The following is a 12,139-nucleotide window of genomic DNA, read 5'->3' on the forward strand; positions in this document are numbered from 1 at the left end:
GCCGTCCGTCAGGTTCGGACGGCGCCGGTGAGGCGGCGGCGGAACACCCAGTACGTCCATGCCTGGTAGGCCAGCACCAGGGGCATGAAGACGGCCGCGACCCAGGTCATCACCGTCAGCGTGTACGGGCTGGAGGCCGCGTTGGTGACGGTCAGGCTGTTGGCCGGGTCCAGGGCGGGCATGACGTTCGGCCACAGGCCGCCGAAGATCGCGGCCACCAGGGCGACCACGGCGACCGCGCTGGCGGTGAAGGCCCACCCGTCACGGCCGCGCACGGTCGCGGCCACCGCGCCGGCCAGGCCGAGCGCGACCAGCGCCACGGCGGCCCACCGCAGCGCCCCGCCGCCGCCGTCCGAGAGCAGCAGGAACGCCATCACGACCAGGAACGCCGCCGGGGAGATGCTCTTGGCCATCCGGCCGGCGGCCAGGCGCAGGTCGCCGGTGGTGCGCAGGGCCAGGAAGACCGCGCCGTGCAGGGTGAACAGCAGCAGCGTGGCCAGCCCGCCGAGCAGCGCGAACGGGTTGAGCAGGGTCAGCAGCGTGCCGGTGTACTCGTGCTCGGCGTTCAGCGGCACACCGCGCACGATGTTGGCGAACGCGACGCCCCACAGGAAGGCCGGGACGAGCGAGCCCCAGAACAGCGCCCGGTCCCAGCCGCGCGTGCTGTCGCTCTTGCTGCGGTACTCCAGGGCCACGCCTCGGGCGATGAGCGCCAGCAGGATGAGGAACAGCGGCAGGTAGAAGCCGCTGAACAGGGTGGCGTACCACTCGGGGAAGGCGGCGAAGGTCGCGCCGCCGGCCACCAGCAGCCACACCTCGTTGCCGTCCCACACCGGGCCGATCGTCCTCAGGACGGCTCGCCGGTCGGCCTCCTCGCGGCTCAGCACGGGCATCAGGATGCCGACGCCGAAGTCGAAGCCCTCCAGCAGGAAGTAGCCGGTCCACAGCACGGCGATCAGTACGAACCAGACGTTTTCCATGATTTCCTCAGTAGCTCAGCGCGGGGACGGCGGTCTCGGGCTCGTCCTGCTCGTTCGGCCCGATCCGGATGAACTTGACCAGCAGCCGGATCTCGATGATCGCCAGCACGGCGTAGGCCAGGGTGAAGCCGACCAGCGTGATGGCCACCGAGGGGACGTCCGCCGTCGGCGAGACGGCGTAGGCGGTGCGCATCAGCCCGAAGACGGTCCACGGCTGGCGGCCCATCTCGGTGAAGATCCAGCCCATGCTGTTGGCCAGGAACGGCAGGCCGATCCCGGCGATGGCCAGCCGGTAGGCCCAGCGGCCCGCGGGCAGCCGGCCGCGCCTGGTCAGCCAGAGCCCGGCCAGGGCGAGCAGCGCCGACACCATGCCGAACCCGATCATCAGCCGGAAGGACCAGTAGGCCAGGCCGACGATCGGCCGGTAGTCGCCGGGGCCGTACAGGGCCTCGTAGCGGGCCTGGATGTCGTTGATGCCCTCGACCTCGCCGTCCAGGGTGTTGGTGGACAGCAGGCTCAGGCCGTACGGGATCTGCAGGTTGACGTGGTTGCGGCCGTTCTCGACGTCGCCGATGGCGAACAGGGAGAAGCCGGCGGAGGTCTCGTCCTCCCACAGGGCCTCGGCGGCGGCCATCTTCATCGGCTGCTGCTCGGTCATGATCTGGGCCTGCCAGTGGCCGGAGAACGACACCCCGACCGCCGAGACCAGGCTGACGGCCAGCGCCAGCCGGGCCGAGGTACGGAAGAGGGAGACGTCCCGCCTGCGCAGCAGGAACCAGGCGCTGACGCCCAGCACGAACGCGGCCGCGGTCAGGAACGCCCCGAACAGGACGTGCGGGAAGGTGACCAGCGTGGTCGAGTTGGTCAGGACGGCCCAGATGTCGGTCAGCTCGGCGCGGCCGTTGTTGATCCGGTAGCCGACGGGGTGCTGCATCCAGGAGTTGGCCGCCAGGATGAAGTAGGCCGAGATGTTGGTGCCGATGGCCGCCAGCCAGATCGTGGCCAGGTGCAGCCGGGGCGACAGCCGGTCCCAGCCGAAGATCCACAGGCCGAGGAAGGTGGACTCCAGGAAGAAGGCCATCAGCCCTTCCATGGCCAGGGGCGCCCCGAACACGTCGCCGACGAAGCGGGAGTAGTCACTCCAGTTCATCCCGAACTGGAACTCCTGCACGATGCCCGTGACCACGCCCATGGCGAAGTTGATCAGGAACAGCCGGCCCCAGAACCGGGTCAGCCGCAGGTACTCCGGCTTCTTCGTCCGGTGCCACGCCGTCTGCAGACCGGCCACGATGATCGACAGGCCGATCGTGAGCGGCACGAAGAGAAAGTGGTAGACGGTCGTGATGCCGAACTGCCACCGGGAGAGATCCAGGACATCCATGCAGGCCAGGCTCCTCCTCCAGGCCCCCGCGCCGTAGGGCCGTGCGTCCCCGGGGGAAGGGACGTTGGTCCCATGAAGGGGCGAAAGACCCTGTCCGGGGTACGGGGTGCGTGGGTAGCTTCGTCACGCGCGGCGCCTACGAGCAGGAGGAGACAGTGACAGGGACCGGCGACTTCGGCCACCGCATCCAGTACCACCGGCAGCGGCTGGGGCTCACCGTCGAGCAGGTGGCGGAGCGGGCGGACATGTCCACCGGCTACCTCCGGTACATGGAGGAGCACGTGGACATCCCGGACAGGGGAACCCTGAACCGCCTGGCCGACGCGCTCGGGACCACCGGCCAGGATCTGCTGGGCGGCGGGCGTGACCGTCCGCCGGGCGTCGGGCCCGCGATGGCCGAGCCCGTCCTGGAGGTCCTCGAACGCGAGGAGTGCCTGCGCCTGATCGCGTCCGGCGGCATCGGCCGGATCGCGTTCAACGGCTCGCACGGGCCGACGGTGCTGCCCGTCAACTTCCGTGTGCACGACGGCGCCGTCGTCTTCCGCACCGCCGCGGGCGGCCCGCTCGACCAGGACCTGCGGACCGGGCTGGAGGGCGTCGAGGTCATGGTGGGCTTCGAGGTCGACCGGATCGACGAGGCCCGGCGGCAGGGGTGGAGCGTGCTCGTGCAGGGGCCCGCCCACCACGTGACCCCGGACGAGCAGGTCGAGCCGGACGTCACCCCGTGGGCGGGCGGCGACCGGCGGCTGCACATCCGGATCGTCCCCCACCACGTCACCGGCCGGCGCATCCACTCCATGTGAGAAGTGGGGCCAGGAGCTGGAAACGGGGCCGGACGACCGCCACCGGGCAGGCCGCGTGGTGCAGCACCCCGTGGCCGACCGAGCCCAGCACGGCCGAGGCGAACCCGCCGAGCCCGCGCGAGCCCACCACCACCAGGTCGGCCGTCCCGGCGGCGCGGACCAGGGCGGAGACCGGGTGCTCGCACGGCTGTTCCTCGGTGATGACCAGGTCGGGATTGGCCTGCCGCCACGGGACGACGTGCCCGTGCGCCTGACGGTCGGCGTCCTGCATGACCTCGATGAGGCTGCCGTAGGCGGCGGCGTACGGCGAGGAGACCGGGATCTGCCAGGCCGAGACCACGTGCAGCCGCGCCCGGCGCGCCCTGGCCTGCTCGACGGCGTACTCCATGGCCGCCCGCGCGTGCCCGGAGCCGTCGAAGCCGACCACCACCCGGTCGTGCCGCCCCTGCGGCGGCGTCCGGACGACGACGACCGGGCCGGCGGCGTGCCCGGCCACGGCGACGCTCACCGACCCGGCCGACATGCCGGTGAACCCGCCGAGCCCGCGCCAGCCCAGCACCAGGCTGTCGGCCGACGGCGACTCCGCGACCAGGGTGTCCACGACGTTCCCGGTGAGCGCCTCCGCCGTCACCCCGACCGGCCCGGCCAGGGCGGCGGCGGCCTCCAGTACGCGGGCGGAACCGTCCGCCCGGCGCACGTGCACGATCCGCAGGTCCAGCCCGCGCCGCGCGGCGTCGGCCGCCGCCCATTCCACCGCCGCGGTCGCGGGCGCGGATCCGTCCACCGCCACCACGATCTGACCGCCCATCACACCTCTCCTTCCCGGGCTCGCGCCCTCAGGTCCGCGGCCGGGTCGTCGGCGTCCCCGCGAGGAGCGGCGCGCACGACGCCGGGCCGTCCGCGCAGGGGACGTCGCCGACCGGCCTGATCAGCTGTCCGCGCCGGTCCATCCGGATCTCGACGCGTGCCGTGCTCTTCTGGGCGGCCGTGACCGGGCCGGCCGCCACCAGCGCCGCACCGGCGGCGGCCAGCAGCGCCACCGCCACCCTGGCGACGCTCATCCGCGTGCCCCTCCCCTCGGCGGGCGCCGGTCAGCGCGACCGGACGGGCACGCGCCGCCGGTAGACGACGTAGGGCCGCCACAGGTACGCCACCGGCGCCGACCACACGTGCACCAGCCGGGTGAACGGCCAGATCGCCGCCAGCAGCCAGGCCGACATCGCGTGCAGCTGGAACAGCAGCGGCACGTCGGCCATCAGCCGCGGGTCGGGACGGAAGGTCAGCACGCCCCGGAACCAGACGGCGATCGTGGCCCGGTAGTCGTAGCCGCCGCCGAGCAGGTTGCTGCCCACGGTCGCGGCCATGCCCAGCACGATCACCACGGCCAGCACGGTGAACAGCACCTTGTCGGCGCGGGTGGTGGTGCGCCGCACCCGCGGGCTGGTCAGGCGCCGGGCCAGCAGCAGCGCCAGGCCCGCGACGACCATGACCCCGGCCACGGTCCCGGCGCTGACCGACACCAGGTGGTAGAGGTGCTCGTCCACGCCGACGGCCTCGGTCCAGCTCTTGGGGACGAGCAGGCCGAGCACGTGACCGCCGATGGCCGCGAACGCGCCCAGGTGGAACAGCGGCGAGCCGAGCCGCAGCAGCCTGCTCTCCAGCACCTGCGTGGTACGGGTGGTCCAGCCGAACTGGTCCACCCGCCAGCGCCAGACGTGCCCGGCGACGAAGATCGTCAAAGCGACATAGGGGACGATCGCCCAGAGCACGACGCTCACGGCCGTACCTCACTCTCGTTCAGCGGCGGCCCGTACAGGGCCAGGCCGACGTCCTCGGCGGGCGGGCCGGCCAGGGCGAGGTCGGCCACCGCGGCCCGCTCGGCCGCCGACATGCCGGGCAGCACCGCGCACAGGGCGTCCAGCACGAGCGCGTACGGCGAGCCGGTCTCGTGCAGGGCGGTGCGGACGAGCTCCAGCCCCTTGCGGTGCTGGCGCAGCGGCGCCTCTCCCACGTCCGGCCCGGCCAGCGCGGCGAACTCGCACACCACCGGCAGGAAGTCGGGCAGCTCGCCCTCGGGCGGGGTGAGCCCGGCCACGCGGTAGCGCTGCTTGAGCGTCAGCAGGGCCATGCCCCGGCGGCGGGTGTCGCCGTGCAGGTAGTAGGTGAGGTAGAGGCTGGACTTGCGGCGCAGGTCGAAGGTCTCGACGTAGTGGCGGGCCAGCGGCATCGGCTGCCGGTCGCCGAACCACCACAGGAACTGCTCCAGCGCCTGGCGCGGATGCCCGTCGGGCAGCGCGGCGACGGCCTTGCGCAGCTCGGGGCGGGCGGCCAGCAGCCCGGCGTCCGGGTACTGCAGCAGCAGCGAGACCAGCCGGAGCAGCGCGGCGCGATCCTGCGGCCGTTCGACGACGGTGTCGGGGGCGGGCAGCAGTCTCATGACGCCGGCCCCTTGCCGGTGAACAGCTTCAGGCCCAGGCGTCCGTCGCTGCGGCGGCCGGTCACGCCGGTCGGGTGGAACTCGCTCATGCCGGGGCCGCCGTCGCCGTCCAGGCTGCACCCGGCGGCCTGGGCCGACAACGCGGCGGCGTCCTCGCGGTGAGCGGCGGGCACGACGTAGCGCTCCTCGTACTTGGCGACGGCCAGCAGGCGGTACATCTCCTCCATGTCTCGCGCCGTCATCCCGGCCGACTCCAGCAGGTCCTCTGCCACGGTGCCGTCGACGGTGCGGGCCCGCATGTAGCCGCGCATCGCCGACAGCTTCATCAGCACCCCGGCCACCACCTCGGTGTCCCCGGCGCTGAACAGCCCGGCCAGGTACTCCAGCGGGATGCGCAGGTCGGTGATGGCGTGGAAGACGTTGTCGGGGTCGTCGGCGTCCGCGCCGGCGCCGGTCACGGCGTCGAGCACCGGCGACAGCGGCGGGATGTACCAGACCATCGGCAGCGTGCGGTACTCCGGGTGCAGCGGCAGCGCCACCCGGTAGCGCATGGCCAGCCGGTAGATCGGTGAGCGCCGCGCGGCCTCGATCCAGTCCTCGCTGATCCCGGAGGCCCGCGCGGCGGCGGCCACCTGCGGGTCGTCGGGGTCGAGGAACACCTTGCGCTGGGCCTCCAGCAGGTCGCGCGGGTCGGGCACGCGGGCGGCGGCGAGCACGGCGTCGGCGTCGTACAGGACGAGGCCGATGTAGCGCAGCCGGCCCACGCAGGTCTCGGCGCACACGGTCGGCTGTCCCGCCTCGATGCGGGGGAAGCAGAACGTGCACTTCTCGGCCTTGCCGGTCTTGTGGTTGACGTACACCTTCTTGTACGGGCACGACGAGACGCACATGCGCCAGCCGCGGCAGCGGTCCTGGTCCACCAGGACGATGCCGTCCTCCTCCCGCTTGTACATCGCGCCGGAGGGGCAGGCGGCCACGCACGCCGGGTTGAGGCAGTGCTCGCAGATGCGCGGCAGGTGGAACATGAAGGTCTGGTCGAACTCCATGCGCACCTTCTCGGCCATGGCCGCCAGGTTGGGGTCGCCGTGGGCGTGCTCGGGGGCGCCGCCGAGGTCGTCCTCCCAGTTCGCCCCCCACGTGATGTTCATGTCCTTGCCGGTGATGGCCGACTTGGGACGGATGACCGGCACGTGCGGCCCGGCGGGGGCGTTGAGCAGGGTGTCGTAGTCGTAGGTGGCCGGCTCGTAGTAGTCGTCCAGGTCCGGCAGGTCGGGGTTGGAGAACAGGCTGAGCAGCCGCTTGACCCGGCCGCCCGCGCGCAGCTTGAGCCGGCCGCGCCCGTCGAGCTGCCAGCCGCCGTGCCAGCGTTCCTGGTCCTCGTACCGCTTGGGGTAGCCGACGCCGGGCTTGGTCTCGACGTTGTTGAACCAGACGTACTCGACGCCGTCCCGGTTGGTCCAGGTCTGCTTGCAGGTGACGGAACAGGTGTGGCAGCCGATGCACTTGTCCAGGTTCATCACCATGGCGACCTGTGCCATGACGCGCATCAGTAGGTCACCTCCTGGCCGCGGCGGCGGATCACCGTGATCTCGTCACGCTGGTTGCCGGTCGGCCCGTAGTAGTTGAAGGCGTAGGTGAACTGCGCGTACCCGCCGATGAGGTGGCTGGGCTTGAGCAGCAGCCGGGTGAGGGAGTTGTGCACGCCGCCGCGCCGGCCCGACCGCTCGGTGAGCGGGACGTTCACGTTGCGGTCCTTGGCGTGGTACATGTACACGGTCCCGGCCGGCATCCGGTGGGAGACGACCGCCCTGGCCACGACCACGCCGTTGCGGTTGTACGCCTCGATCCAGTCGTTGTCGGCGGCCCCGATCGAGGCGGCGTCCTCGACGCTCATCCAGATCGTCGGCCCGCCCCGCGACAGGGCCAGCATGTACGCGTTGTCCTGGTACTCGGAGTGGATCGACCACTTGGAATGCGGCGTCAGGTACCGCACGGTGACCTCGGCCCCCTGCCCATCAGCCTGCCCGTCGCGCTGGTCGCCGTGGTGGCGGCGCAGGTCGAGCGGCGGCCGGTAGGCGGGAAGCTGCTCGCCCAGCTCGATGATCCAGTCGTGGTCGAGGAAGAACTGCTGCCGGCCGGTCAGGGTGTGCCACGGTTTGTCGCGTTCGACGTTGATGACGAAGGCGGAGTAGCGGCGCCCGCCGGTCTCCGAGCCGGACCACTCGGGCGAGGTGATCACCGGCTGCGGCCTCGACCGCGTGTCGGCGAACGTGATGCGCTTGCCCTCGTGCTCGGCGGCCAGGTCGGCGAGCCTGGTCCCGGTGCGCTTCTCCATGGTCTCGAAGCCCTGGGTGGCCAGGCGGCCGTTGGTGGTGCCGGACAGCGTGAGGATGGCCTCGCACATCCGGTCGGCGGTGCCGAGGGAGATGTGGCCCTCGGGGGTCTGGCCGTTCTGCTCGCGCAGGTACTCCAGCTCGGGGCCCACCTGGTAGGTGATGCCCTTGGTGGTCAGGCCCAGGTCGGCGAACAGCGGCCCGATCCCGCGGACGCGCTCGGCGACGGCGCCGTAGTCGCGCTCGACCGTGATGATCTTGGGCATCGTCCGGCCCGGGACGGGCTCGCACTCGCCGTGCTTCCAGTCGCGCACCCGGCCGCCCGGCTGGGCCAGCTCGTCCGGGGTGTCGTGGGTGAGCGGGACGGCCAGCACGTCGGTGCGCCGGCCCAGGTGGCGGGCGGCCAGCTCGGAGAAGGCGTCGGCCAGCCCGAGGAAGGCGTCGTGGTCGGACCTGGTCTGCCAGGGCGGGGTGATGGCCGGGTTGAAGGCGTGCACGAACGGGTGCATGTCGGTGCTGGACAGGTCGTGCTTCTCGTACCAGGTGGCGGCGGGCAGGACCACGTCGGAGAACAGCGCCGTGGACGTCATCCGGAAGTCGATCGTCGTCAGCAGGTCGAGCTTGCCCTCGGCGGCGTTCTCCCGCCAGGTCACCTCGGCCGGGCGCAGCCCCTCGGGCGTCTCCTCGTTGCGCGCCTCGGCGTCGGCGCCGAGCAGGTGGCGCAGGAAGTACTCGTTGCCCTTGCCGGACGAGCCGAGCAGGTTGGCCCGCCACACGGTCAGCACCCGCGGGAAGTTGGCCGGGTCGCCCGGGTCCTCGGCGGCGAAGCGCAGCCGGCCCGCCTTCAGCTCGTCCACCACGTGCTCGGCCACCGGGACGCCGCGCGCGGCGGCCTCGTCGGCGAGCTTGAGCGGGTTGCGGTCGAACGTCGGGTGCGAGGGCAGCCAGCCCAACCGGGCCGCCTGGGCGTTGCAGTCGGCGAACGAGCGGCCCGCGAACCTGCCCTCGCCCAGCGGGCTGGCCAGCTCGCCGGCCCCGAAGCTCTCGTAGCGCCACTGGTCGGTGGCCAGGTACCAGAACGCGGTGCCGGCCATGTGCCGGGTCGGACGCTGCCAGTCGAAGCCGAAGGCCAGGTGCTGGAAGCCGGTGACCGGGCGGACCTTCTCCTGGCCCACGTAGTGCGCCCAGCCGCCGCCGTTGACGCCCTGGCAGCCGGTCAGCAGCACCAGCGTCAGGAACGAGCGGTAGATCTGGTCGGAGTGGAACCAGTGGTTGGTGCCGGCGCCCATCGCGATCATCGACCGGCCCTCGGTGCGCTCGGCGTTGCGGGCGAACTCGCGGGCGATCCTGGCGATCGTGGCGGCCGGGACCGAGGTGATCTCCTCCGCCCAGGCCGGGGTGTAGGGCTGCGTGGCGTCCTCGTAGCTCGCCGGCCACTCGCCGGGCAGGTCGCGGGCCACGCCGTACTGGGCCATGAGCAGGTCGAACACCGTCGTGACGAGCTTGCCGGCCATCTCGGTGACCGGGACGCCGCGGCGCATGACCGAGCCTCCCTCGGTGGGGCCCTCGTCGAAGCGCGGCAGGTCCACCTCGACCGCGCGCCCGGACCGGCCGAGCAAGGTCAGCGCGGGGACGGCGCCGTCCAGGTCGAGGTTCCAGCGGCCCTCGCCCTCCTGGCCCCAGCGGTGGCCGAGCGAGCCGTTCGGCACCTGCGCCGCGCCGGTCGTCTCGTCCAGGAAGACGGTCTTGAACTCGGCGTTCTCGCTCTCCTGGCCCAGGTCGGCGGCGGTCAGGAAGCGGCGCGGCACGTACGCGTCGCCGCGCGGCTCCAGCGTCACCAGGAACGGCAGGTCGGTGTACTTGCGCACGTAGTCGGTGAAGTACGGCACCTGGCGGTCGCGGAAGAACTCGGTCAGCGTCACGTGGCCCATCGCCATGGCCAGGGCGCCGTCGGTGCCCGGGTGCGGCGCGAGCCAGTCGTCGGCGAACTTGACGTTGTCGGCGTAGTCCGGGCTGACCGCGACGACCTTGGTGCCCTGGTAGCGGGCCTCGGTCATGAAGTGGGCGTCCGGCGTGCGGGTGACCGGGATGTTGGAGCCCCACATGATCAGGTAGCGGGAGTTCCACCAGTCGGCCGCCTCGGGCACGTCGGTCTGGTCGCCCCACACCTGCGGCGAGGCGATCGGCAGGTCGGCGTACCAGTCGTAGAACGACAGCAGCGTGCCGCCGATCATCGACAGGAAGCGGGTGCCGGCCGCGAACGAGGCCATCGACATCGCCGGGATCGGCGAGAAGCCCACCACCCGGTCGGGGCCGTGGTCCTTGATGGTGTGCACGTGGGCGGCGGCCATGAGCTCCAGGACCTCCTCCCAGCTCGACCGGACGAACCCGCCCTTGCCGCGGGCCCGCTTGTAGGCCCGCGCGCGCTCCGGGTCGCCGGTCAGCTCCGCCCACGCCAGCACGGGGTCGCCCAGCCTGGCCTTGGCCTCGCGCCACATCTCCAGCAGCACGCCGCGCACGTACGGGTAGCGCACCCGCGAGGGAGAGTAGGTGTACCAGGAGAAGGAGGCGCCACGGGGGCAGCCGCGCGGCTCGTACTCGGGCGACTCCGGGCCGACCGACGGGTAGTCGGTGGCCTGGTGCTCCCACGTGATCAGGCCGTCCTTGACGAACACCTGCCAGGAGCACGAGCCCGTGCAGTTCACGCCGTGCGTCGAGCGCACCACCTTGTCGTGCGCCCACCGGTCCCGGTAGAAGCGGTCCCAGGCGCCGGAATCGATCTGGTGCAGGGTGCGGCCGTCGGCCGACACCTCCGCCCTGGTGAAGAACTTCCTGGCGGCCAGCAACGGCCCCATGCCCGGGATCGCGTCTATGTCGCTCACAACTTTTCCCCTGCCACAACGGTCATGGCTCCAGGCTGGTGGGTGGGCATGTGCTCCCGGCAGGGACCAAAGTCCCTTCGTACCGGCCGATGGGCCCACGACCGGCGGCCGGGGACCTTGGTCCCTACTTCCGGGTGACGGGAGGCGGTAGCGTCGGAGACATGATTCGTGTGTTCCTTCTCGACGATCACGAGGTCGTGCGGCGTGGCGTGGCCGCCCTGCTGGGCTCCGAGGACGACATCGAGGTGATCGGCGAGGCCGGGACCGCCGAGTCGGCGATCGCCCGCATCCCGGCCCTGAAGCCCGACGTCGCGGTGCTCGACGTGCGCCTGCCCGACGGCAACGGCGTCGACGTGTGCCGCGAGGTGCGCTCGAAGCTGCCGGGGCTGGCCTGCCTCATGCTGACCTCGTTCGCCGACGACGACGCCCTGTTCGACGCGGTGATGGCCGGCGCCTCGGGCTACGTGCTCAAGCAGATCCACGGCTCCGACCTGGTCGGCGCGGTGCGCACGGTGGCCTCCGGGCAGTCGCTGCTCGACCCGCAGACCACCGCCGCCATGTTGCAGCGGCTGCGCGACCAGGCCGCCCGGCAGGACCCGCTGGCGGCGCTGTCGGAGCAGGAGCGGCACATCCTCGACCTGATCGGCGAGGGGCTGACCAACCGGCAGATCGGCGAGCGCATGTTCCTGGCCGAGAAGACGGTCAAGAACTACGTGTCCAACCTGCTGGCCAAGCTCAACATGCAGCGCCGGACGCAGGCCGCCGCGCTGTCGGCGCGGTTGCGGGCCGACCGCCGCGACTGAGCGTCCTCCGCGTTGGGACTTTCGCCTCTGACGCCGGGAACGTACCTGGTGGGAGGCTGAGAAGCATGCAACTCGATTCGTCCGGGCTCCAGGTGCTCTCCCGTGAGGAGTGCCTGCGCCTGCTGTCGTCCACGCCGATCGGGCGGATCGTCTTCACCGATCGCGCCCTGCCGGCCGTGCAGCCGGTCAACTTCTGCCTCGACGGCGAGCGCGTCGTCATCCGTACCTCGATCGGGTCGAAGCTGGCCGCGGCCACCCGGCACGCCGTGGTGGCGTTCGAGGCCGACGAGTTCGATCCCGCGATGCGCACCGGCTGGTCGGTGACGGCGGTCGGGCACGCGCGGGCGGTGACCGATCCGGCCGAGATGGCCCGGCTGGCCGCGCTGCCCCTGTCCCCGTGGGCTCCGGGCAGCCGTGACCACTACATCGTGGTCGACGCCGAGCAGGTGTCCGGCCGCCGGATCGGTGAGTGACGTACCGTTGAGACGCGTTCGTGCGGGGCCCGGCCGATGGCCGGGCC

11 protein-coding genes are annotated in these 12,139 nt (G+C 72.0%); 3 read left to right on the forward strand and 8 right to left on the reverse strand.

The genetic code is table 11. From position 1 onward, the window contains the following. Positions 1–8: 8 nt before the first annotated feature. Together cydB and ABZ444_RS39980 are read right to left on the reverse strand one after the other, a co-directional pair. Complete coding sequence (cydB, locus tag ABZ444_RS39975; protein WP_358008885.1) at positions 9–980, reverse strand: cytochrome d ubiquinol oxidase subunit II; 972 nt, start codon at positions 978–980, stop codon at positions 9–11. Positions 981–987: 7 nt separating this feature from the next. Further along, a complete protein-coding gene (locus tag ABZ444_RS39980) occupies positions 988–2,361 on the reverse strand; it encodes a cytochrome ubiquinol oxidase subunit I (protein ID WP_358008887.1) in 1,374 nt (457 codons plus the stop codon). Positions 2,362–2,471: 110 nt separating this feature from the next. Between ABZ444_RS39980 and ABZ444_RS39985 the strand changes: the two genes are divergently transcribed. Then, positions 2,472–3,164, forward strand: coding sequence for a pyridoxamine 5'-phosphate oxidase family protein (locus ABZ444_RS39985; RefSeq protein WP_358008889.1), 693 nt, complete (start codon positions 2,472–2,474; stop codon positions 3,162–3,164). Here the strand turns inward: ABZ444_RS39985 and ABZ444_RS39990 are convergent. Genes ABZ444_RS39990 through ABZ444_RS40015 form a run of 6 tightly spaced genes read right to left on the reverse strand, consistent with a single transcriptional unit; the run spans position 3,136 to position 10,789 of the window. Next, entirely contained in the window at positions 3,136–3,972 is an 837-nt protein-coding gene (locus ABZ444_RS39990; RefSeq protein ID WP_358008891.1) for a universal stress protein, read from the reverse strand. The genes ABZ444_RS39985 and ABZ444_RS39990 overlap by 29 nt on opposite strands. A gap of 28 nt (positions 3,973–4,000) precedes the next feature. Then, positions 4,001–4,225 (reverse strand): hypothetical protein, encoded by a 225-nt coding sequence (locus tag ABZ444_RS39995; RefSeq protein ID WP_358008893.1) that lies wholly within the window; start codon positions 4,223–4,225, stop codon positions 4,001–4,003. A gap of 30 nt (positions 4,226–4,255) precedes the next feature. Next, a complete protein-coding gene (gene narI, locus ABZ444_RS40000) occupies positions 4,256–4,942 on the reverse strand; it encodes a respiratory nitrate reductase subunit gamma (protein ID WP_357969505.1) in 687 nt (228 codons plus the stop codon). Continuing rightward, the gene (narJ, locus tag ABZ444_RS40005) at positions 4,939–5,601 is read right to left on the reverse strand and encodes a nitrate reductase molybdenum cofactor assembly chaperone (RefSeq protein ID WP_358008895.1); all 663 of its coding nucleotides are present in this window, start codon (positions 5,599–5,601) and stop codon (positions 4,939–4,941) included. Before narJ ends, narI begins: the two co-directional genes overlap by 4 nt. Further along, positions 5,598–7,148 (reverse strand): nitrate reductase subunit beta, encoded by a 1,551-nt coding sequence (gene narH / locus ABZ444_RS40010; RefSeq protein WP_357969499.1) that lies wholly within the window; start codon positions 7,146–7,148, stop codon positions 5,598–5,600. Before narH ends, narJ begins: the two co-directional genes overlap by 4 nt. Next, positions 7,148–10,789: a nitrate reductase subunit alpha gene (locus ABZ444_RS40015; RefSeq protein ID WP_358008899.1), complete on the reverse strand. Its 3,642-nt coding sequence runs from the start codon at positions 10,787–10,789 to the stop codon at positions 7,148–7,150. The genes narH and ABZ444_RS40015 overlap by 1 nt, the downstream gene beginning before the upstream one ends. 188 nt (positions 10,790–10,977) lie before the next feature. Here ABZ444_RS40015 and ABZ444_RS40020 point away from each other — a divergent pair, with 188 nt between their 5' ends. After that, entirely contained in the window at positions 10,978–11,619 is a 642-nt protein-coding gene (locus tag ABZ444_RS40020; protein WP_357969496.1) for a response regulator transcription factor, read from the forward strand. Positions 11,620–11,684: 65 nt separating this feature from the next. Next, positions 11,685–12,092 (forward strand): pyridoxamine 5'-phosphate oxidase family protein, encoded by a 408-nt coding sequence (locus ABZ444_RS40025; RefSeq protein WP_357969495.1) that lies wholly within the window; start codon positions 11,685–11,687, stop codon positions 12,090–12,092. Positions 12,093–12,139: the final 47 nt, after the last annotated feature.

The organism is Nonomuraea sp. NPDC005730 (assembly GCF_040630865.1).
Lineage (GTDB): Bacteria > Actinomycetota > Actinomycetes > Streptosporangiales > Streptosporangiaceae > Nonomuraea.